The 21,915-nt window shown below is 43.4% G+C and carries 16 protein-coding genes and 2 pseudogenes; 10 read left to right on the forward strand and 8 right to left on the reverse strand.

Annotated features, from left to right (window positions below; all coding sequences use genetic code 11):
* Positions 1–322: 322 nt before the first annotated feature.
* The 6 genes from ACYRY3_RS24940 (at position 323) to ACYRY3_RS24965 (ending at position 7,929) form a co-directional block, all read left to right on the forward strand.
* Positions 323–2,803 carry a LamG domain-containing protein gene (locus ACYRY3_RS24940; RefSeq protein WP_460204323.1) on the forward strand — a complete coding sequence of 827 codons (2,481 nt, stop codon included), beginning with the start codon at positions 323–325 and terminating at the stop codon, positions 2,801–2,803.
* 26 nt (positions 2,804–2,829) lie between these two features.
* Complete coding sequence (locus ACYRY3_RS24945) at positions 2,830–4,491, forward strand: AAA family ATPase (RefSeq protein WP_460204324.1); 1,662 nt, start codon at positions 2,830–2,832, stop codon at positions 4,489–4,491.
* Between the two features lie 237 nt (positions 4,492–4,728).
* On the forward strand, positions 4,729–5,367 hold the full coding sequence (locus ACYRY3_RS24950) for a 4Fe-4S single cluster domain-containing protein (protein WP_460204325.1): 639 nt from the start codon (positions 4,729–4,731) through the stop codon (positions 5,365–5,367).
* A gap of 22 nt (positions 5,368–5,389) precedes the next feature.
* Positions 5,390–6,673: a hypothetical protein gene (locus ACYRY3_RS24955; RefSeq protein WP_460204326.1), complete on the forward strand. Its 1,284-nt coding sequence runs from the start codon at positions 5,390–5,392 to the stop codon at positions 6,671–6,673.
* A gap of 162 nt (positions 6,674–6,835) precedes the next feature.
* The gene (locus ACYRY3_RS24960) at positions 6,836–7,477 is read left to right on the forward strand and encodes a Uma2 family endonuclease (RefSeq protein ID WP_460204327.1); all 642 of its coding nucleotides are present in this window, start codon (positions 6,836–6,838) and stop codon (positions 7,475–7,477) included.
* 188 nt (positions 7,478–7,665) lie between these two features.
* Positions 7,666–7,929 carry a hypothetical protein gene (locus ACYRY3_RS24965; RefSeq protein ID WP_460204328.1) on the forward strand — a complete coding sequence of 88 codons (264 nt, stop codon included), beginning with the start codon at positions 7,666–7,668 and terminating at the stop codon, positions 7,927–7,929.
* A 70-nt stretch (positions 7,930–7,999) separates the two neighbouring features.
* Here ACYRY3_RS24965 and ACYRY3_RS24970 read toward each other — a convergent pair whose 3' ends face one another.
* Together ACYRY3_RS24970 and ACYRY3_RS24975 are read right to left on the reverse strand one after the other, a co-directional pair.
* Positions 8,000–9,085, reverse strand: a complete 1,086-nt coding sequence (locus ACYRY3_RS24970; RefSeq protein ID WP_460204329.1) for a hypothetical protein — start codon at positions 9,083–9,085, stop codon at positions 8,000–8,002.
* Positions 9,086–9,095: 10 nt separating this feature from the next.
* The gene (locus tag ACYRY3_RS24975; RefSeq protein WP_460204330.1) at positions 9,096–10,379 is read right to left on the reverse strand and encodes a DNA cytosine methyltransferase; all 1,284 of its coding nucleotides are present in this window, start codon (positions 10,377–10,379) and stop codon (positions 9,096–9,098) included.
* A gap of 249 nt (positions 10,380–10,628) precedes the next feature.
* Between ACYRY3_RS24975 and ACYRY3_RS24980 the strand changes: the two genes are divergently transcribed.
* Positions 10,629–12,395, forward strand: a complete 1,767-nt coding sequence (locus ACYRY3_RS24980; protein WP_460204331.1) for a bifunctional serine/threonine-protein kinase/formylglycine-generating enzyme family protein — start codon at positions 10,629–10,631, stop codon at positions 12,393–12,395.
* An 11-nt stretch (positions 12,396–12,406) separates the two neighbouring features.
* Here ACYRY3_RS24980 and ACYRY3_RS24985 read toward each other — a convergent pair whose 3' ends face one another.
* From ACYRY3_RS24985 to ACYRY3_RS25005, 5 genes and pseudogenes are all read right to left on the reverse strand, one after another.
* Positions 12,407–14,143, reverse strand: a complete 1,737-nt coding sequence (locus ACYRY3_RS24985; RefSeq protein ID WP_460204332.1) for an AAA family ATPase — start codon at positions 14,141–14,143, stop codon at positions 12,407–12,409.
* Positions 14,144–15,436: 1,293 nt separating this feature from the next.
* The gene (locus tag ACYRY3_RS24990; RefSeq protein WP_460204333.1) at positions 15,437–15,586 is read right to left on the reverse strand and encodes a four helix bundle protein; all 150 of its coding nucleotides are present in this window, start codon (positions 15,584–15,586) and stop codon (positions 15,437–15,439) included.
* Positions 15,525–15,698: a four helix bundle protein gene (locus ACYRY3_RS24995; protein WP_460204334.1), complete on the reverse strand. Its 174-nt coding sequence runs from the start codon at positions 15,696–15,698 to the stop codon at positions 15,525–15,527. The genes ACYRY3_RS24990 and ACYRY3_RS24995 overlap by 62 nt, the downstream gene beginning before the upstream one ends.
* A gap of 39 nt (positions 15,699–15,737) precedes the next feature.
* A pseudogene (locus ACYRY3_RS25000) lies at positions 15,738–15,920 on the reverse strand (transposase); the annotation flags it as partial.
* A 90-nt stretch (positions 15,921–16,010) separates the two neighbouring features.
* Positions 16,011–16,178 (reverse strand): hypothetical protein, encoded by a 168-nt coding sequence (locus ACYRY3_RS25005; RefSeq protein ID WP_460204335.1) that lies wholly within the window; start codon positions 16,176–16,178, stop codon positions 16,011–16,013.
* Positions 16,179–16,281: 103 nt separating this feature from the next.
* Between ACYRY3_RS25005 and ACYRY3_RS25010 the strand changes: the two are divergent.
* Positions 16,282–17,457, forward strand: a pseudogene (locus ACYRY3_RS25010) (hydantoinase/oxoprolinase family protein); the annotation flags it as partial.
* Positions 17,458–17,886: 429 nt separating this feature from the next.
* Positions 17,887–19,470, forward strand: a complete 1,584-nt coding sequence (locus ACYRY3_RS25015; protein ID WP_460204336.1) for a hydantoinase B/oxoprolinase family protein — start codon at positions 17,887–17,889, stop codon at positions 19,468–19,470.
* Here ACYRY3_RS25015 and ACYRY3_RS25020 read toward each other — a convergent pair.
* Positions 19,426–20,646 carry a metallophosphoesterase family protein gene (locus tag ACYRY3_RS25020; RefSeq protein WP_460204337.1) on the reverse strand — a complete coding sequence of 407 codons (1,221 nt, stop codon included), beginning with the start codon at positions 20,644–20,646 and terminating at the stop codon, positions 19,426–19,428. The two genes, ACYRY3_RS25015 and ACYRY3_RS25020, sit on opposite strands and share 45 nt — an antisense overlap.
* Before the next feature lie 267 nt (positions 20,647–20,913).
* On the opposite strand from ACYRY3_RS25020, the gene ACYRY3_RS25025 reads away from it, so the two are divergent.
* Positions 20,914–21,912, forward strand: a complete 999-nt coding sequence (locus ACYRY3_RS25025; protein ID WP_460204370.1) for a hypothetical protein — start codon at positions 20,914–20,916, stop codon at positions 21,910–21,912.
* Positions 21,913–21,915 lie beyond the last annotated feature (3 nt).

Below are 21,915 nucleotides of genomic sequence, written 5' to 3' on the forward strand. Positions count from 1 at the left end.
TTTCGTAGTAAATCGGAGCAATTCGGTTAACTGACTTCACCATGACTCAGTGCAGAACTGTTGATTCTGCATTACCTGCAAAGGTTTAAGTCCGCTTTTAAATCATGACTTATCAGACTTCAGGTAAGTGAGAACTGGAGGATATACGTGCAAAAAGCGATACATTGTGAAATATTGTAAAGAGAATTATAGAAACCCTTAATTTACTGTCATTTCGTTACCAGACAGTAAGAATCAACTTAACATAGTTTAATTAATTTCCGAGCCTAGAGAGAGTAAAATATAACATCAGGCGAGCTGCCATAGCATCGCTGTTTAAACAATGGCAGTGCTGTCCAGGGAGGAGCAGATGCTGTCAATTGAAAAACTGAGGATTGCAGCTGCAGGTGTATCAATCACCTATCCCCTTCAGAGCGTCATCCCCCCTGCTAAAAGAACGAAACAGCAGGCAATGCCCTCTCAAGAAACTATGCAGCAAACACCTCCGATTGATTCTTTTCCCAACGCTCCCACATTTGATGGAGTAGATGACAAGTTAGATATGCCTTACGCGGCCGAACTCAACCCTCCCAGTTTTACTGTAGAAATGTGGGTTATGGTTCAGGGGGGTTCAGGTTACCAGTCTATTATGACCTCGGTTGGTGGTTCTCCTTTATCAGGACGCAAGGGGTATCTTTTTTGCATTACACCTGCACGGCAATGGCAATTTTGGTTGGGTAATGGGGAACCAAAAGCGTTCTGGCGGGTATTAAGCGGCACGCAAGCGAAAATCGGTACTTGGACACATATAGCAGGAACCTACGATCGCAACTCGCAAACGATGGCTTTCTTTGTCAACGGGCGAGAAGTGGCGCGAGAGACGGGCGTACAATACCAACCCAACGATCGCAATCCCACCCGTGTTGGCGCAGGTGCTACAGAACAGTGGGGAGCAAGCCCTTGTTTCTTCCGTGGCAAAATTGCTGAAGTCCATGTCTGGGATAGAGTCCTAACTTCTAGAGAGATTCAGGCACTTGCAGCCCAACAATCGATAGAAGTTCAAGCAGAATCCATTAAGGAAAATAGTCCTGAGTTTGTACCTGGGGGACAAGGGGAACAATCGGGTCAAGTCGGACAATGGAACCAAGCAGAACAATGGGGTCAAGCAGAACAATGGGGTCAAGTCGGACAATGGAACCAAGCAGAACAATGGGGTCAAGTCGGACAATGGAACCAAGCAGAACAATGGGGTCAAAACACAAATCCTTTGCCTCAACTACAACCCAGTGTTGAAACACCCCTAACTCAACTGCCAATCCAAGAAACACCTCTTACATCCAACCTACCTGACGCCACCACGTCTGCTGTGCCTGACCCCCAAACTGTGCTATGGCAAATTGGCTCTCCAGGTCAAGCTGGAACACCAGCCTCCACAGGTGCATGGACTATTGAGTATAACTATATAGTAGGTACAGACCCCGACCCCTTAAACCGTCCTACAATTCCCTCTTGCATAGTTCCACCCAATGCCAACCAAATTCCCAATTCAACCAGTCAATTAAATATTCACTTTTCTTTATTAGAAGATTATACTGATGGACAATTAGTCTTATGTTACGATCGCTACGGTTCTGGAGAAGACAATATTTTTCTAGACGGACAGCTTATTGCTAAAACGCCTGGAGCAGACCAAGGCAAACTCAAGCAAAGTCAAATCCCTCTGGCAAGTCTTCGCCAAGGATCGCATACAATTTCAATCACAACATCAAACGGTACAAATGCCGCACACTTGATAGATTATCTGCAACTCCAAATCCATCAACCAATGCTTTCCAAGCTTACATCCCAATTTGGGGAATTGACTGGTGCTCTATCACAAGCCGAAAATAACCAATCAAATTCCCAACAATCATCATCTCAATTTGCACAAAGTGGATTTATCAATCCGGTAACAAGTGTTACGGGTCAGATGGCAGAGACAGATGTCAATGAGGGACTAGTTGGACAAGCCACCGGGCTGGTAGGCGGAGTAGCAGGTCAAGACCCCAGTGTTGGGCAATTAGTCGGTGATTTAACCAATCAAAATTTAGGAGGCGGAGGAGTGTTAGGAGACTTACTGAATCAAGTTGGCGGCGTGGCTTCCGGTTTACCTGTAGTTGGCGGAGTGGCTTCTGGTTTAACAGGTCAAGGTGGTGGCAAAGACGGATTAGCCGGAGGAGTACTCAATCAAGTTGGTGGAATTGCTTCCGGTTTACCCGTAGCTGGCGGACTAGTCAATAGTTTGACAGGTCAAGGGGGTGGCAAAGACGGATTAGCCGGAGGAGTACTCAATCAAGTCGGTGGAATCGCTTCCGGTCTACCTGTAGTTGGTGGAATCGCTTCCGGTTTACCAGGGGTTGGTGGACTGGTCGGTGGTGCTAACCAGGGAGGACAAGCGGGTGCTGCCTCGACTGAAGTTTTAGTGCAACAATTAGCTGCATTAGTACAGCAACTGACTGTATTAGTTACCCAACTCACTCAGATCGTCAGTCAACTAAACACAGCCAATCACGGTCATGTTGGCGTAGGAGGTGCAGGACAGATATCAGGAATGGGTCAACAACCACCAGGAGGCGTATCCTTACCCGGTCTGACACCAGCCCAAGTCAGCCAACTATCTGCCATGACAGGTCTCTCACCAGCCCAACTGGCTCAACTATCTGCACTCACAGGTCTCCAACCAGCACAACTATTACAACTGCCTGCAATGACAGGTCTCTCACCAGCCCAGGTGTTAGCACAACTACAAAGCCGAGCATCGGGAGGCAATATGATGCGTTCCTAAGTTGGTAACCGGTCACTCTAAAAGCTATGCGGATTCCTAGAACACCTAGGTATAAACCTCTGTCGCCAGTCCCCCCTCCTACCTCTTACCCAGAACCAGCCGTCAAGGCGTCATTGCAAGCTGTTGGCGGCTTAGGGGAAGTGCTGGCAGAACTGCACGATTTGGTTGCTTTACCACTCAAGCGTCCGGACTTGTTAGCCAAATTGGGGTTAGAACCAACGCGGGGGGTGTTGTTAATCGGACCGCCAGGAACAGGTAAAACCTTGACTGTGCGTGCCATAGCCGAAGAACTCGGTGTTAACTACATTGCCATTGCTGGTCCTGAGATTATTGGTAAATATTATGGGGAAGCAGAATTACGACTGCGGCAGATTTTTCAAAAAGCTACTCAGTCTGCTCCTTGCCTAATTTTTATTGACGAAATCGATAGTCTAGCACCCGAACGCATCAAAGTCGAGGGGGAGGTAGAAAAGCGTGTTGTTGCTCAACTCCTCAGCCTGATGGATGGCTTTGCCCAACTCAATGGTGTGGTTATTTTAGCAGCAACCAACTGTCCCGATCGCGTCGATCCCGCACTACGTCGCCCTGGCAGATTTGACCGTGAAGTCTATTTCCGCGTTCCCGATCGCAGGGGTCGCTGGGAAATTCTCCAGATTCACACCAGTACAATGCCTTTAGATGGGTCTGTAGATTTAGGAGTCGTTGCTGATTTAGCAATTGGGTTTGTGGGTGCAGACTTGCGATCGCTTTGTCAAAAGGCAGCTTACAACGCCTTACACCGCTTCAATCCCCCTCTAGATGCCCCTATACCAGAGAATCTCAGTATTGGTCAGCAAGATTTTCTTCAAGCTTTAAAAGACGTTAAACCTTCAATTCTGCGTCCGGTAACAATTGAAACACCCAATATCACTTGGGAGCAAATTGGTGGCTTAGACAGTGTCAAGGCTATCTTGCAAGAATCTGTTGAAGGTGCTTTGCTTTATCCCGAACTCTACCGCCAGTTAAAAGCAATACCTCCCCGTGGAATTTTACTATGGGGACCCCCCGGAACTGGTAAGACTCTTTTAGCTAAAGCAGTAGCATCTCAAGCCAGAGCCAATTTTATTGCCGTCAACGGACCGGAATTACACAGCAAATGGGTGGGTGCATCAGAGCAAGCAGTACGAGAGTTGTTTACTAGAGCCAGACAGGTATCACCATGTATCATTTTTATCGATGAAATTGATGTTATTGCTCCTATCAGAGGAGGTAATGATGGGGATTTTGGAGTGAGCGATCGCCTCGTCGGTCAACTCCTTACCGAAATTGATGGCATCCAAGCTTGTAATAATGTGATAATTATTGCCGCTACGAACCGACCGGATATCATTGACCCAGCTTTATTAAGAGCAGGTCGCCTGGACTTGCAACTCAAGATAGACTTACCCGATGTTACCAGTCGGTTTGAAATCTTGCGAGTTCACAATAGCGATCGCCCTTTAGCAGCAGACATCAACTTAGCCGCCTGGGCTGTACGCACAGAAGGTTGGAACGGTGCTGAACTAGCACTTTTGAGCAATCAAGCCACCATGCAAGCCATTCGTCGCTATCGCCTTCAAGGATTCACTCACATTATCGACCCCCGCATTTTTGCCATTGATTTTGAAATTGCCTATCAATTTTTACTGGAAAGACGATTTAAAGGATAAGTAGGTCTGTAAATTGGGCACTGTCCACCATTCATAATGTAGGGGCGAACGGTTGTTCGCCCTCCAAAATTGTTTACCCATCACCGTTGTTTGCCCTCTAAAATTATTCACCCGTTACCCTTGTTCCCCTGTATATTATACGCAACCGAGAACTCCTGTATATTTTGGTGGGCATTGCCCACCCTACTTTCAGAGCGACCACCCACATCAAAAACCAAATAAATTTTTCCTAACATTATGTATAAAAATTTACAAATATTTCGCTATCAATCTCCAGTAACAGTCCTAGGTCCATATAAAAGAGCAGTCATTTGGGTACAAGGCTGCGAATTTGCCTGTCCGGGTTGTATAGTTCCCGAATCGTGGGAAACAGCAAAAGGAGAATCAATTTCCCTAAACGAATTAGCAGATTGGGTTTTATCACAACCAGATATTGAAGGAATTACTATCTCTGGAGGTGAACCAATGCTACAAGCAGCCCCTTTGGTGAGTTTAATTGCTAGGGTACAGAAATTGAAAGATTTAGGTGTTATGTGTTACACGGGCTATCGATTGGAGCACCTCCAACAACAGGGAACAGACGCCCAAAAATCATTACTTGCTTGCACCGATTTGCTAGTGGATGGGACTTATATTGAGTCTTTACACGGAGACTTACTCTGGCGAGGGTCTAGCAACCAAAGATTGTTGCTGCTGACAAAGCGATATCAACAGATTTTGATGCAAGAATTAGCTCAAGGCGATCGCTCAGCCGGAATAGAGTTTGGAATTGATATTACTGGGTCATTTTATTTTACAGGCGTTCCTGCCCGTAAAGGTTTCCGAGATGAGTTTGCAGCAAAAATGCAAAGCCGAGGAATTATATTCTCTAATTAAAAATTAAAAATTACAAATTATTATGAGTGGCAGTCCCAAATTTTCAGAAGCAGAAATTGCCCAGTGGAAGCAAAAAATTTTAGAAGCGGAACGTCAGCGTCGGGCAGCAATAGAGGCACAAAGACGACAGGAAGCAGAAGAACGGGAAAGACTTCGGCAACTAGAAGAATCCCGTTGCCAAACTCAAACCCGCGTACAGAGGTTGCTGTCAGATGTAAATTCGCAGTGGGCAAATCTTTACGTTCAAGAAGCAGTAGTATTGCAATATCGCTGTCAAAATCAACTAGAAGCGATCGCACAGGCAGATTCAGAAATTCAACTGTTAGCCATTTCAGAAGAACTCATTAAAATAGAGCAGGCAATGCATCTCGCGCTGCAGCGCAAACGCCGAGATGAAGCAGAAAAACAACGGCGGGTTGATATTGAGCGACAACAATTTGAATTAGAAGAACTAGAACGGCGAGTCGCTCAAACTCCAGAAGCACAAGCCCTAAAATTTGATGCAGCAGGTCGGCAGCAATTGCAGCACGTCTTTCAAAGTGTACGACACGCAATTTCCGCAGGAGATCCAGCCAAAGTACGCCGACCTTTAGCAGAAGCAACGGCACTTGTTCAAAAACACCTGCGCCAAATTGTTCAGGGTCAGACAGATTCCCGCCACTTACAAACACAAACTAACCGACAGCTGGCAGAACTCAAAATCATGGTTACGGGTTTGAAAGCAGACCCAGTCGTCATGCAGTGGCAAGCAGGCGCAGTCGCAGAACTAGAAACCCAAATCAATGCAATCCAACAAGCCATTTCTCACGGTCAAAGCAAACAAGTTATTTCCCAATTAACGGAAATTAGCCAACGTTCGCAAACAATTGTCGAAACCGCCAATACAGCACAGCTACAAGCAGAGAAGCGGGATTATATTGCCGATAGTATTTCGCAAACCTTACAGGAAATGGGTTTCAGCATTACCTTTCATCAACCCGAGCATCCAAACCACCCCGCCACATCTGTTATTTTAGGAGCTACCACCAATACGGGTAAAGCAATTAGCGTCAGCGTCCCCATTGCCGGACAGGTGTTTTATGACGTAGACGGCTATGTCAAGCACAGCGTGACTACTGTAGATGGGATTACCTCTGCGGTCTGCGACGAAGCCGAACAAATGCTGACCGAAATGCACGATGTTTTAGAAGACAAATTTGGTGTCAGGATGGGTGAAGTGTTATGGCAGGGTAAAAACCCCAATCGCAACCTTCGTAAAGCTGAGAAAATGCTAAGTGAAAAGCGATCGCGAAGTCGAAGTATTTAGCAAAGGTAAAAGGTAGCACGATAGAATAAAAAGTATTGGAACTTCATTACAAATTCTTAATAACGAATTTAAATTGATATTGCCCCTCAAGACGGAAACTTTAAATGGTACAGATACCTGCTCCGTCAAACTCTTACCCGATAAACTTTTTGAGACTTCGCCATGACCCAAACCCGAACGCAAACACAAACCGAACCAAAATTATACACTTTTGATGAGTTTATTGAATGGTATCCAGAAAATTCAGTAGTACGCTACGAATTGCATGATGGTGTAATTGTCGAGATGCCTAAGCCTACAGGGAAGTATTCAAAATTAACAGGTTCGCTTGTTGGAAAGTTACGGACAACCATTAGTGAAATTGGCAAAACCGATATTTGGTTTATCCCCAGAGAATCTATCATTAAACCGCAACGCGATAAGTCTGGATACGAACCGGACATTATTATTTTGAATCAAGAAACTATTGATAGTGAAACACGTTGGGAAACTGAATCAATTATTCAAAACGCGACTTCGATCAAACTAATAGTTGAAGTAGTTAGTACCAATTGGCAAGATGACTACTACGATAAACTGCGTGACTATGAAGGTATGGGCATTCCAGAATACTGGATTGTTGACTATGCTGCTTTAGGCGGGCGTAAGTTTATCGGCAATCCTAAGGTTCCTACTATTTTCGTATGCGAATTAATTGACGGGGAATATGAAATGACACCATTTAAAGAAACAGACCGTATCCTATCACCTACTTTTCCGCAGTTACACTTAACCGCACAACAGATTTTTGACTCAGTATTGTAGACAGTAAGAAAAAATGTAACTGGTAAGGGTCGTCCTTAGTCATTTGTCATTTGTCATTGGTAAGGGTTTGAGATACGTTTACATTTTGTAATGTAGTTCTGTTTATTCCCACCCACTTACTTAACCTGTGTCGAATATTTGAGATAATGGTGAAATGTACCTGGTGAGAACACACTTACAGTCTAATTATGTCTCTTAGAGAACAATGGAACGCTGCGCGATCGCAACGTCAACAAGAAGTGCTAGAACGGCGACAGATGGTTGCAAACTTTCTTTTAGAGACGCGATCGCACCTCAACGAAGTCTGGCTCGAACAGCGACAGCAGCGCTCGGCATACGTAGCAGCTATCAAAAATTATGTCTGGGGGACAACTCCTGATACTGACACTGGTAGCAGCAATACAACCAATTTAGGGCAAAGTGAAGCACCTACACTGCCTAAGTACAGGTGAGTATAGGCTTGTAAGTAGTAACTAAGATGTTCAGAACTTTCTAGGGAAGTACCAGATATCGTCGTTTCAGCTACTCATCTTCTATAGAATTTGTGTCATCGGCTAGTGTCAGATCTTCCTTACGATTAATTAACCAAGAAAAATTTTCTCGTTCATTTGACAATTTTACAGCAAAAACTGACTCAGAAGATACTTGAGAAATAGATAAGTTTAATAAAGTGGAGGCATATATATCTATTTCAGCAATTGGGCAACGAACGTATTTCTCAACAAACGTTGCCATAGTTGCACCGGCTTGCTCTTCAAGATGTTGCCAAGCTCTATCTCCAATGTAAGCTTGTCCCCCAACACGCTCATACTGTTGACTTAATTCCTCTAATCGACTGCTAGGAGTAGGATCGAGCACTAAAAGCACAGGACTAAAGCCTGAATTTCTACAATCTTCCGCAAAATCTAGCTCTTCTGCAAAGCGCCCTTGTCCACTTGCAGCAATCGTAACCCTTAATTTAAACTCATATGCTGTTTTATCTACAATACAATCTGCCTGACGTCCCTTTTTAGGATCGCTTCGTCTACGAATAGGAGAATTTCTTGCTCCGCAAGATACTCCCCCTAAAGCACTGGCTAGAATTGGTTCAAACAAATACCCAGTTTCCTGAGCGGCGCGATTATCAATGTCATAAAACCACTTTTTCCAAATCATCCAAGATGCTAGAGCCGGAGAGGCGATTATCCCAAATTCAAGTAATGCTCTAGGAGATATTTGTACCATTGTTGGAAGTGGTTGTGCTGAAAGAATACGCTCATACTTTCTTCGTCTTTTATGGATTTCACATAAACATTTAAAATAAGTATCAAAATCCTGAACGAGCCGAATACAGCTAAGATATATTTTTGTAAAGTCGGCATCATATACACCTTCTTGAAACCAACTAAGTGGCAAATCATAATAATTTCCTAATTGGTTAGGCAGTTGCAGAGAAATGTCTGGAGGGAGTCTTTTGTTTAAGTCGTTTAAGATTATAGTAGCTAGTCTAATGAGTTCAGAATCATCTAAATAAATAGGTATAGCGGTTGTTAATCCCATTGTTCTTGCACGTGTAATAAGCTGGGATTGTTCAAGTGTTAGACGCTTATCTCTAGAATTAAAGGGCATATGTAATTACTTATTTTATTGAAAATCTTGCTAATGATTCTAATAGTTTTTCTGTGCGGCATAGTGCTGGACTTTTACCATTAGCATCAGTCAAGCGATAACCAATTAATTTTGCTTGGATAGATTTCCTGAATTTGGACTGTCCTCCAGCAAGCCCATCAAAATACAAAATATTTTTAGCGAAAATTTCTGCAATGTTTGGAGAAAAAGCATTTCCAATTTGTGTTGCAATTGAAGAAGCATTCCCAATAAAGTTATACTTATCAGGAAAAGACTGAAGACGAGCTCCTTCACGCAGTGTAAGAGGTCTATCTTTGATAGGATGGATAAACTCACGAGAGACGGCACTAGTGACAGTTGGAGCGCATAAGTTAGAATACAATCTTTTGATACCACATGGCGCACCTCCTCTCTTTTCTGTTGGGATTCCATCTTTAACTCGGCGAAATGCACGTCTCTTAAAACTTGGATGCCAATACTCTTCTGGTAAGTCTTTCATCGTCTGACCTTGCGACAGCAGTTTGTAGCGTTCGAGATCGAGTGAACTTGGTGAGCTAAAGTGATGCCTAACTACTCCTGTAAAATTACCATGACGCATTTTTGCATCATAGTCTGTAGTTGATGAAAGGTGATAAGCCAATGCCTCATCTTTTGTACTTGCATCAGGTAATCCTGATATAGCATCAATTAAAGTTGGAGCATGAGGCAAAAATAATGAAAGTGCTTTATGTTTTCCTGCTTCAAAAGAGTGAGTTTCTTGTGGGAACTCAAATGGTATTCCCATACGATTACCAATTAGAATAACGCGCTTACGTGATTGAGGTAAGCCATAAGCAGCAAAGTTGATTTTTTCAAGACGAACTGAGTATCCCAAATCTAGGAATAGGCAAATAAGCTGATAAATGCTTTGTCCTTGGTTAGAGGTAAGAAGCCCTTCTACATTTTCAAACAAAAACCAGCGTGGCTCTAAATATTCAACTAATGAGAAGTAGTTGAAGATAAGGCGGTTCCTTGGGTCTTTCCAATCTCTACTTCCTGCTGTACTAAATCCTTGGCAGGGGGGACCACCAATCACAGCAAAGGCTTTTTTGTAAGGCGTCAACAAGTGACAGACTTTTGATGGGTCTTCATCACTTAGATCCAACTTATAACAATCAGAATTTAGGTTCATCTGGTAAGTCTGACAGGCATCGTGATTGATATCTATTCCTAAAACTGGTTTTAGTCCAGCTTGGGCAAAGCCGAACGAGAGCCCTCCAGCACCTGAGAAGATTGATATCACACAGTCATTCATGCGTTATAAATTAAATCCTATGTATCAGTATGATAGTTTAACCATAATTTTTAATTGAAACTGCGTATTAATTAGCTTCCTTATCAAGGTTTCATAGCAAAAAAGCCCTACCCGATCGGATCGGCAGAAATACAAGCAATATGTTAAGTAATGTAAAAATGAGTATAAAATTTACACTCAACTCATGACAAAGAGCAACCTTAGCCATTTAACATAATTTATACCGACTTACTTAAAAGGAAGTAAACCATGCATCCCAATCAGTTGTGGCAAATGTTTGAAGATGAGTGGTTTACCCCCAAGTATCGCCTGAAAAAGCTGTTGGGTGCGGGAGCATTTGGGGCTGTATTTTTAGCGGATGAAGTCATTGCCGATCGCGTTATTCGGGAAGTTGCCATTAAAATCTTCTCAAATGAGGGGGAACAGCAACGTCAGATTGCCGAGTTACAAACGGCTATTTCCCTCAAACATCCCGGACTTCTGGAGGGGTTCAGCCCCGAACAAGGATGGCTCAAAGGAATTGAGTGTCTTGGCTTAGTGATGGAATTAGCCCAAAATTCATTAACAAAGCGATTGCAACAGGGTAGTTTACCGCTCTCGGAAGTGAAAGCACTTATCAAAAATTTAGCAGGAGCGCTGAAGTATTTACATAACAAAGGCATCGTCCATCGAGATGTAAAACCCGGTAACATCATGCAAGTTGATGGACAATGGAAGTTGACGGATTTTGGTATTTCCCGACTTTTAGAAAATCGCACCGGCAGTGATACCTCTCCTACCAATCAGGTGGGAACCATAGCCTATGCACCTCCAGAATCCTACAAAGGCAAGATTTCCTTCGCATGGGATTTGTGGTCTCTTGGAATCGTCATCGCCGAAATACTCACAGGTATACATCCCTTTGCAGGCAATACCAGAGGTGAGTTGATGCAACGAGTTATACACGAAGAGCCAGCAGTGCCAGAACTCCCTACGCCTTTTGCTGCAATCGTCAAAGGCTGCCTGGTTAAAGATTATACACAACGATGGACGGCAACTCAAGTGCTTGCGAGTCTCGATCCAACTGCAGACTTAGGTAAAGTCACAGTTTTATTACCTCTTTCCCCCAGCTTTCGTAAAATTATCCCTACAGAAGCCGGTGCTACTGGATGCGCTACAATTCCGGTGGCAAATATTCAGATGCAAGCAAAAGAGCCATACCAGCAGTTGACTCCCGCAACGCAAGAGCAGAAACAAGCTATCATCCAACCGAACCGCAACTCTAACTACCAAGAACGCCTTCCCGGTGGTTCTATGCTGGATACGATCGCCATTCCTAGCGGTAGTTTTTTCATGGGAACTGCAACGGAAGACATTGAGCAGGTTTTAAAACTGGAAACTTGGTTTAAACGCTCAGAAGTCATTAAGTGGTTGCGGTCGGAAATGCCCCAGCATCGGGTGAGTGTACCCGCCTTTTACATGAGCAGAACTCCAATTACCCAGGAGCAATGGCAGGCGGTCATGCAGACCAATCCCTCTCATTTCAGTAGTCTGCTGCGTCCGGTGGAAAGTATATCATGGTGGCAGGCACAAGAATTTTGCGATCGCCTTTCCCAACTCACAAGTAAATCCTATCGCCTCCCTACAGAAGCTGAATGGGAATATGCTTGTCGTGCTGGTACGCAAACACTTTACAGCTTCGGCAATAGCAAACAACCATTACGGGACTACGCCTGGTACACCTGGAATTCCCGCCAGCAAACCCAACTTGTAGGACAAAAGAAGCCCAACGCTTGGGGTTTACAGGATATGCACGGCTTAGTCTGGGAGTGGTGCCAAGACCACTGGCATGAAAACTATAATGGAGCACCCACTGATGGTAGTGCTTGGCTAGAAGGCGGACACCCAACCAAGCATTCAGTGAGAGGCGGTTCCTGGTACAGTCTGGCAGATGATTGCCGCTGCGTCTATCGTTTTTGTTATGATGCCAATTTCCGCTATTCAAGTCTTGGGTTTCGTGTGGTACGTTCTGAATAAAAGGTATTTCTTTATACTCGACGCTGTTGACTCAAAACTTGGTGAGCGTAATTAAAATCTTCATTTGTGATTTGAATTGCCTCCGGAGCCATCATTCCTTGAGAACGATAGCGACGGATGGCTTCCACCGCAGCACGATCGCCTAGCAATGCCAAATCTGCCCCGTTCCAGCCCTCAGTGACAGCCGCCCAATAAGCTAAATTCACATTTTGCAAGGGACGCTCTTGATTGTAAACTTGCAAAATTGCCCAACGGCTTTCCAAATTCGGTAAATCTACTTTTAACTGTAAATCCAATCGTCCAGCCCTTAATAAAGCGGGATCTAAAGCATCAGGACGATTGGTAGCAGCAATCACTAGAATGGTAGAATTCGCCTGCAAACCGTCCAATTCTGTCAGCAATTGTCCGACAACGCGATCGCTCACTCCTGAATCCCCGTTATACGCTCCTCTTGTTGGTGCTAAAGTATCAATCTCATCAATAAAGACAACACAGGGGACGGCTTGTCTTGCTTTGGCAAACAGTTCTCGCACCGCTTGTTCGCTTGCACCTACCCATTTACTCAATAATTCTGGTCCGTTAACACAGATAAAATTAGCTCTGGCTTGGGAAGCAACCGCTTTAGCCAACATGGTTTTACCCGTTCCAGGTGGTCCCCATAGTAAAATCCCTTTGGGGGGTCGCGCTTTTGTTTGTAAATAAAGTTCTGGATGTAACAATGCGCCTTCTACAGACTCCCTCAGGGTTTGTTTAATTTCCTCAAGCCCACCAATTTCTTCCCAAGTTACGTTGGGAGATTCAACTTCAACCGCACGTAAAACAGCAGGTTTAATTTCTTGGAACGCTTGTAAAAAATCTGATTGCTGTACGGTCAACTGTTCGGGAATTGGGTGTGCTATTGAAGGAACTTGACGGCGTAAAGCACTGTAAGCAGCTTTCTGACAAATAGCTTTCAAGTCTGCACCCACAAATCCGACAGTCAAATCCGCGATCGCCTCCAAGTGTACTGTCTCATCTAAAGGCATTGAGCGAGTTAATATCTGTAATATTTCCAAACGCCCTTGTCGGTTTGGCACGCGAAACAGCACTTCCCGGTCAAATCTTCCAGGACGGCGCAAGGCTGGATCGAGATGATTCGGGCGATTAGTTGCTGCTAACACAATGACGCCTTTTGTTTGAGCAAAGCCGTCCATAAGGCTCAAAAGCTGTGCAACTAAACGTTTTTCTACCTCCCCTTCCACTTTGCTGCGGTCTGGAGCAAGGCTGTCAATTTCATCAATAAATACTATGCAAGGAGCAGTCTTAGCAGCTTGTTCAAAAATGCCCCGCAGTCGTTGTTCTGCTTCACCGTAATATTTACCAATGACTTCTGGTCCAACTACAGCAATGCAGTTAACTCCCAGTTCTTTTGCCAGGGCTCGAGCTGTTAGGGTTTTGCCAGTCCCTGGTGGTCCAACTAACAAAACACCGCGTGTCGGTTCCAGACCAATTTGAGCGAGGAGGTCAGAACGTTTTAAAGGAATGGCAATCAATTCCTTCAGTTCTTGGAGAACTTCTTTAAGTCCACCTACATCTTTCAAAGATGCATTTGCTGAAGTTGTGGAACTCGATTCACCGGGAGTATTTCTAGGTGGCTGTTGGTAGCGTAGATGTGGTTCTCTACGGGTATCGCTCCTTGTACTAAGAGATTTGGAGCGAATACCACTGACACGAGGTAGAACACTGATAGGACGAGTTTGGAACTGCATAGCTGTGTTGAAAATAGAGATTGGGGAAGGGGGATTTTCACGATCTACTGTTTTGATTTTTTGGGTTTGTGTCTTCTCTTTTAAGATTTTTAACCGCGAAGACACGAAGGTCGTGAAGAAATAGCAATACGCAGTCTATAGGTATTTTACGTATTAAATAAAATACCTAATATTAGTTTGAAAAATGTTCGTATCAGATTTTTGTGTAGGAGTGCAAGGTGATGCATCCTTACAAAATCTGTACGTTACATTCTTTTGTCAAAATGCAGAAGTGTTGAATGTAATATAACGATTTTTATTAAAATATAGTTTATGCTAGAGGCTGATTTATTCCCTACGAAATCTTATGTCTAAATATATAAAACTAGTATTAACCATCTACTGATTATAATTTGCAGTTTAAACAAACTGCAAATAATACCAATTTGAAAAAAGAATGCAACACATTGATAATACCCCTCCTTAACCCTCACGTCACTTGCTTTATGCCAGGGAATCCGCCCACCGCAGTGGCTCCCGTTGATAAGGGGCTATCTATTGTCCGGATCTTTCTCAGCATTTACGAGAGTAGTCACTCACGTTTTTTATAACCCTGATTTGTTCGTCGTTCATTCTCAATAAAAATGGATTTTTGGCAAGAAGAATAAACGTAATTTTGTCAAGTCTGCTGTCAATCTCAGCGTCTAAATTAGAATGTAGGCAAAGGTTTTAAGATTGTAAAGAAAGATGTGACCAATGCATAGCCTTGATAAGGGAAGGGTGCCCGATAGGGCGGGAGGGGTTATCTGTCGCAAACATTCTTTGAATCGGTATAAGTATATCTGTGAACTAAGTAAGTCAGTGAGAAAAAACTAAACTATGTAACGAAAAGTAAAATCTCTAAATTTGGGGACTTCCAAATAAAAAAATACTCAAAAATTTCTTGTGGTACGTCTGTCTCAAACGTTGTAGGTCGCAGGCGGGCTCTGACGCCCCGCAGTCACCTCAACTTTGGGAACCCCCGCACGGCGCTGCTCTCCACCCCACAATGTTGGTTAACTCATATCTTGCACCTAACCGAATAAACCCGCAAAAGGTAGATAAAGAGGACAAAATATAACAGTAAAAGAAGAACGACAATTAAGGGCAAAATGTTAATAATATGGCTCTTTGGTACTTGTTATGCTAAATTATTAATTAATTAGGGAACAGGGAACAGGGAACTCTTAACAGTGAAGAAGGGCAAGAGGAAATAAGGGAAGAGAGACGAAGATTATTCTAGTTTCTTAATAAGAGCAACAATCATGCGCTCTCTTATCGAAGCAAAGAAATAATCGGTTCTACATCTTCTTGCTTAGACAAGCCTACTCGGTAGGATAAAATAATATGTGTTTCCAATTCATTAACCGACCCTTGAGCAATCCACCAGAAATCTAATATATTCCGCTGTCGATCTTCTTCCATATGCCTCTGCTATATTAGCAGGAATAGATACAGCAGATTTCCTAATCTGTTGCACCATGCCATATAGCTCGTGCCAAATTTTTAAGTCTTTAAAATCATGAATTTCCGGCATCTAAAACTCTCTATTTTTCAAGAATTGATAAATGACAAACTAACAATTAAACTGCCAAGCTAATAAGCACCGAACTCGGAAGTTTTCAAAATTTCTAAACCCGTAAGCAGCGCGTTTGATTAGCTTAATTTTGTTATTGATGCCTTCAACAGCACCGTTAGTCGTTTTATTATCAAAGTAAGCAATTATTTCATCAAACCAACGAAGTATTGTGTTGTGGCTTTACAGGTCTAGAGAATACCTTACACCAACCGAGGTGTGATCGCATTCATACAGAGTCCACCGCGTCCACCATCCCGCGCTAGTTAATTGTTATTTACGTGTTTCTTGAAACACATCAGGGAAAAACTTTGTCGCCTGTATGTAAACTTGCTTGACTCTAAAATCTAAAAATGTATTGTATTGCTTAATAGACCATAAATTCTCATCTACAGGTATTAAATGATTTGCAATTACATCAATATTATCTTTTATTTTCATGAATATGATGGCTAATATTACCATATCTTGGACAAATTGCTGTCTTTTTCTCCACTTTTACGGATAAGATTAATGTTCCTTCTATTTCTTTACTATCTTCTGTACAGATGTTGCCCATTTTAAAGGAGAGTACGAACGCCAAGTAGATTCCGAAATTGCTGGGGCGCGGATGCGAGTTCCCGTCTTAGCAATTAATACCATAGCTGCTGGCGGCGGTTCAATTCTGTTTTTTGATGGTTCCAGTTATCGCGTTGGACCGCAATCAGCTGGTTCAAATCCCGGTCCTGCGTGTTATCGACGTGGCGGACCATTAGCCGTGACAGATGCCAATGTCATGTTAGGCAAAATTCACCCCCAATATTTTCCTTCTGTTTTTGGAACTGATGGTAACTTGCCCTTAGATAAAGAGATTGTCATTCAAAAATTTACCCAGCTAGCCCAAGATATTGCAGCAGTCACGGGAAATCATCGGACATCAGAACAAGTTGCGGCTGGATTTATTGCCATTGCTGTAGAAAATATGGCAAATGCGATTAAAAAAATTAGTTTGCAACGAGGTTATGATGTCACTCAATATGTCCTTTGTTGTTTTGGCGGTGCAGGCGGACAAGTTGCTTGTCTAATTGCCGATACCTTAGGTATGAAAAAAATCTTTCTCCACCCCTATGCTGGAGTTCTTTCCGCTTATGGAATGGGATTAGCTGACGTTCGGGCGACAAGAGTCGGGGGAGTAGAACAACCTTTAACTCAAGCATTAATTCCTCAACTGATACAGTTAATAGAGTCTTTAGAAACCCAAGCTAGAAGCGAGCTCAACAATGAAGCAACCAGTGAGGAGGAAGTTGTAAAAAAAGTGAATTTAAAATATGAGGGCACTAACTCGACTTTAACCATTGATTTTGCCCCAGATGTAACAGTGATGCAAGAGAATTTTGAGACCGAGCATAATCCTCGTTATGGTTTTATTCAATTAGAAAAGAGATTAATTGTTGAATCTATTTCAGTGGAAGTCATTCAGAAAATGGAGACACCTGAAGAACCTGTCATGACTCGTATTCGTCCTTTAGATGAGACCCCTAAGTTTGTTGAAAAACTCAGGATGTTTGCAGACGATATATGGCATGATACACCTATTTATCGACGAGAAGATTTACAACCCGAAGATAGTATTAGTGGACCAGCAATTATTGTAGAAAAAATTAGCACGATTGTCGTTGAGCCTCGCTGGGAAGCCAAATTAACAGCACAGAATCATTTGCTCTTACAACGCGTGCATTAAGTAGGTCGGTAAGAAAAAACATAACTGCTAAAGGCGGTTCTTAGTCATTTCTCATTGGTCATTAGTAAAGCTTTCAAATGCATTTACATTTTGTAACCTATTTCTGTTTACTCATATCTTGCAGCATCGCCTTATTGCAAAAATCAAAGCCCAAAAAGCCGATCCCGAATCGTAGGTAGGGCTAAAGCCCACCACTCCCTTATTGAGAAGGTGCAAGATGTCACTTTACTCATATCTTGCAGCATCGCCTTATTGCAAAAATCAAAGCCCAAAAAGCTGATTCTTTCGTAGGTAGGGCTAAAGCCCACCACCCCGTTGTTGAGAAGGTGCAAGATGTCAGTTTATTCACACCGACTTACTTAGGTTAATTTGAGTGAGTTTTGCCACCAGAACATCTCACAATTTTCTGAATTCAAACAGGAGTCAAAAATGTACACGAACTCTCAACCCGATCCCATCCGTTTAGAAATCTTTAAAAATCTTTATCAATTTATTGCCGAACAAATGGGGATTGTTCTGCAAAACACGGCAGCATCAGTCAATATCAAAGAAAGGCTTGATTTCTCTTGCGCTATTTTTGATTCATCAGGATTATTAGTTGCCAACGCCCCTCACATTCCCGTACATTTAGGGTCAATGAGTGAAAGCGTTTGTAGTTTAATTAATGCTAAAGGAGACACGGTAAAACCAGAAAATGTATATCTATCTAACAATCCCTATAATGGAGGAACCCATCTTCCTGATGTGACTGCAATTACCCCTGTTTTTGACGAAGATGGCAAACAAATTATTTTTTATGTTGCTTCTCGCGGACACCAAGCTGATATCGGTGGCATTGCTCCCGGTTCCATGCCTTCCCACAGCACCACAGTAGAAGAGGAAGGAGTTATCTTTGATAATTTTCTTTTGGTTGAACGGGGAAATTTTCAAGAAACTGCAGTACGCGAGTTCCTCTTAAATCATCCCTATCCCGCTCGCAATCCCAACCAAAACATAGCTGATTTCAAAGCACAAATTGCCGCTAACAACCGGGGAGTTCAAGAACTGCGGAAAATGGTTGCTCAATACGGGCTAGATACAGTTCAAGCTTATATGAAATTTGTGCAAGATAATGCTGAGGAGGCAGTTAGAAGGGCAATTGAGGTTCTAAAAAATGGCTCATTTATCTATGAAATGGATAGTGGGGCAAAAATTAAAGTTCAAGTTACAATTAATTCGGAAAATCGTAGTGCAACTATTGATTTTACCGGAACATCTCAGCAATTAAATAGTAACTTTAATGCTCCTAAAGCTGTCACCCAAGCAGCAGTTTTATATGTTTTCCGGACTCTGGTTGATGATAGTATTCCCCTCAATGCTGGGTGTCTTAAACCTTTAGAAATTATCATTCCTGAAGGCTGTATGCTCAACCCAACCTACCCAGCAGCGGTAGTAGCGGGTAATGTAGAGACGTCCCAAACTATTGTCGATGCTTTGTATGGTGCCTTGGGTGTGATGGCTGCTTCTCAGGGAACGATGAATAACTTTACTTTCGGAAATGACCGCTATCAATATTATGAAACCATTTGCGGTGGTTCTGGGGCAGGGGCTGACTTTGATGGCACCGATGCAGTTCATACTCATATGACAAACTCTCGCTTGACTGACCCAGAAGTTTTAGAAACCCGCTATCCCGTACTCTTAGAAAGCTTTGGTCTTCGTCCCGATAGCGGCGGTAAAGGAAAACACACAGGTGGTCATGGGACAATCCGCCGCATCCGTTTTCTAGAACCAATGACAGCTAATATTCTCTCCAATCATCGGCTTGTTTCTCCCTTTGGATTAAATGGTGGGGAAGCCGGAGTTGTGGGACGCAACTGGATACAACGGAAAGATGGAACCCTAGAGAATTTAAACTTCTCAGCGACAGTAGAGATGCAACCAGGGGATCTTTTTGTGATAGAAACCCCTGGAGGAGGGGGATTTGGTTTAAGCACCACAGAGGTTAGTACCGAGACGATTAATACAAAATGATTTCTCTTGAGACGTTAACTCGTTCCATTCCACATCTCGACGTAAAACGATACCATTATGACCTGCTAAAAAGCGGGGTAGTTGTTCGTATTGAATAACTTTGAGTGTTTGAATATCGTAGGTGGTGTATGTGGTTAATTCCGGTGAATTGAAGTTAATATCCAGGACAGTTAAAGCTTTTAAACGGCGGCTGGAACTGTCAATCAAGGGTCGGGGTCCGGAACCGAGAAGCCCTAAGTGAAGAAGCTGCAAGTTACCGCGATGTCCGGGGTAGTAAGCGTGCTGGTGACCGCTAATATAAGTATGAACTTTGTACCGTTCTAGCATTGCCCGCAGTCGATCTGCATTATCCATCACGTCTCCTGGCTGATTGCGACCAACTGCAATTCCATATAAAGGCAAATGACCGAGTAAAACTCGCATTTTTGCTGCCTGTGCTTTGGGGCTAGCAAGGGTTTTTTCTACCCATTCCAACTTCTCTTTTGGGATGCGGCTGGAGGAACCATCCCAGACTAGGAAAAAGATATCTTTGTACTCAAAAGTGTAGTAAAAGGGAAATTCAAAGCGGTCAACAAATTGAACTCCCGAATTGTGTGCGGGGTTGTTCCAGTACTCTGTCGCTAAATCTCGCTCTCTTTGGTATAGAAAATTACCCTTTGCTCCCAAAGCACCAGAAGCATCATGATTCCCAATGGTAAAACCAAAAGGCAGCTTGGCGCGGCGGAGAGGGGCTGCAATGTGGTCATCAAAAGCAGCCCACATCGCCCGGATTTGTTTTTCTGATAAAGTTGATTTTTGCCCAGCCACCATGTCTCCACCGCACAGCACCAAATCGGGTCGCCAAAAGGGAATCAACGCCATACCTTTATCCACCTCTGGGTCGTAGTCTGTCGAACCATAGGCGCTATTTAAGTCGCTAATGACTAACAAACGCACATCGCCACGGGGAGGATCTAACAAACCCTCCACTCCAGCGCTTTTGACAATGGCAGCTGTTTCTGGAGGTAAGGATGGCTGCGAAGTTATCTGAGGTTGAGTTTGGGCAGTGGTGTCAGGTTGTGCTACTACAGTCGCTGGTGGTGCTTTGTCGGCTTGGCAGGCATACAATCCCAGAGAAAGACACAGCCCTAAAACAATTCCAAAAAAGATTTGAGGAACAAACTGCCGAAAACGCATTACGTTGTGAGTCCAAGATGAATTCCACCGAATAACATAACTCTAATCGAAAACCCTGCTGCCTTCCGCCTCCATTTATCACAACCACATTTAACGCGCATCATCACTCAAATTGAAAAAGAACTTGGTGTGTCTGTCTCTTGTGCATCGCACGACTTCCCAAGTTCGCCTTACCCAAGCTGGAGAAAAGTTTTTGCTGGAAGCCCAAGCAGTGTTAAATTAGCTGAGGAGCAGCATTCTTTATTGGTGGCACTCAGTCAAAGTTCTATGTCCCAAGACAATCAGAATCCACAACCACCTTCTTCCTCTGAACCAGAAGCAAATCAGCCGGAAGCAAGGGTTCAGCGAGGAACTCGACCTTCCCAAAAACCATCTCGAAGAGTTCAACCTGCTTGGAAGTCTTTCATTATCCGAATTCTGAGGGGAACGATTGGGATTTTAGAAACAACAGTGGAGAAACTGGAGGAACCTTCCAGTTCTGTAGAGACACCCGGTGGTGCATCCCGACGAGGTTGGTATGCAATTGTAGGAAAAATACGCTCATTATTGCCTGAAAATGTATCGCGAAATTTATCAGATACGGCTTTGACAGGAATTATTGCTGGAGTTGCCGTAATCTTGTTTTGGGCAACTTCCAATGTTTTTTTAAGCAAGCCGACTGAGGTAGCAACTGTTCCACCAGTTGAGGAAACACCTCCTGCAACAATAACGACTCCAGCAGAAGAAGCACCATTGTCTCCACCAGTTGAGGAAACCCCAACACCACAAGCACAGGAAACACCGCCATCAATAGCTGAGGAAGTTCCTCCGTCACAGGTTGAGGAAACCCCAACACCACAAGCACAAGAAACACCGCCATCAATAGCTGAGGAAGTTCCTCCGTCACAGGTTGAGGAAACCCCAGTCCCAGCACCGGAATCAGAACCAACTCCCGCACCAATAATATTGACTCCCGAACAAATTTTAGTTGCGACTATCGAAAAACAAGTGGCAGAGATTAGCGATCGCTTTGCCTCTGGATTGATACAATCAATTCAAGCAAACTTCCGCAGCAGCAGTCTGACTATTAAGATTAATGACGAATGGTATAGTCTCAAACAATCGCAACAGGACAAACTAGCAGCGGATATGCTGCAACGTTCAAAAGATTTAGATTTCACCCATTTGGAAATTGTTGATTCTCAAGACAGGTTAGTAGCGCGTGACCCTGTTGTTGGTACTGAGATGATTATTTTTCAACGGCAGGCAATAAATAAAATTAGTTAATAA

This window comes from Scytonema sp. NUACC21, from assembly GCF_054684315.1.

What these genes read in the sequence shown, in the direction of transcription:
- ACYRY3_RS24940 (WP_460204323.1), top strand. Translation starts at nt 323, where the DNA reads ATGGCAGTGCTGTCCAGGGAGGAGCAGATGCTGTCAATTGAAAAACTG.
- ACYRY3_RS24945 (WP_460204324.1), top strand. Translation starts at nt 2,830, where the DNA reads ATGCGGATTCCTAGAACACCTAGGTATAAACCTCTGTCGCCAGTCCCC.
- ACYRY3_RS24950 (WP_460204325.1), top strand. Translation starts at nt 4,729, where the DNA reads ATGTATAAAAATTTACAAATATTTCGCTATCAATCTCCAGTAACAGTC.
- ACYRY3_RS24955 (WP_460204326.1), top strand. Translation starts at nt 5,390, where the DNA reads ATGAGTGGCAGTCCCAAATTTTCAGAAGCAGAAATTGCCCAGTGGAAG.
- ACYRY3_RS24960 (WP_460204327.1), top strand. Translation starts at nt 6,836, where the DNA reads ATGACCCAAACCCGAACGCAAACACAAACCGAACCAAAATTATACACT.
- ACYRY3_RS24965 (WP_460204328.1), top strand. Translation starts at nt 7,666, where the DNA reads ATGTCTCTTAGAGAACAATGGAACGCTGCGCGATCGCAACGTCAACAA.
- ACYRY3_RS24970 (WP_460204329.1), bottom strand. Translation starts at nt 9,085, where the DNA reads ATGCCCTTTAATTCTAGAGATAAGCGTCTAACACTTGAACAATCCCAG.
- ACYRY3_RS24975 (WP_460204330.1), bottom strand. Translation starts at nt 10,379, where the DNA reads ATGAATGACTGTGTGATATCAATCTTCTCAGGTGCTGGAGGGCTCTCG.
- ACYRY3_RS24980 (WP_460204331.1), top strand. Translation starts at nt 10,629, where the DNA reads ATGCATCCCAATCAGTTGTGGCAAATGTTTGAAGATGAGTGGTTTACC.
- ACYRY3_RS24985 (WP_460204332.1), bottom strand. Translation starts at nt 14,143, where the DNA reads ATGCAGTTCCAAACTCGTCCTATCAGTGTTCTACCTCGTGTCAGTGGT.
- ACYRY3_RS24990 (WP_460204333.1), bottom strand. Translation starts at nt 15,586, where the DNA reads ATGGAAGAAGATCGACAGCGGAATATATTAGATTTCTGGTGGATTGCT.
- ACYRY3_RS24995 (WP_460204334.1), bottom strand. Translation starts at nt 15,698, where the DNA reads ATGCCGGAAATTCATGATTTTAAAGACTTAAAAATTTGGCACGAGCTA.
- ACYRY3_RS25005 (WP_460204335.1), bottom strand. Translation starts at nt 16,178, where the DNA reads ATGAAAATAAAAGATAATATTGATGTAATTGCAAATCATTTAATACCT.
- ACYRY3_RS25015 (WP_460204336.1), top strand. Translation starts at nt 17,887, where the DNA reads ATGTACACGAACTCTCAACCCGATCCCATCCGTTTAGAAATCTTTAAA.
- ACYRY3_RS25020 (WP_460204337.1), bottom strand. Translation starts at nt 20,646, where the DNA reads ATGCGTTTTCGGCAGTTTGTTCCTCAAATCTTTTTTGGAATTGTTTTA.
- ACYRY3_RS25025 (WP_460204370.1), top strand. Translation starts at nt 20,914, where the DNA reads ATGTCCCAAGACAATCAGAATCCACAACCACCTTCTTCCTCTGAACCA.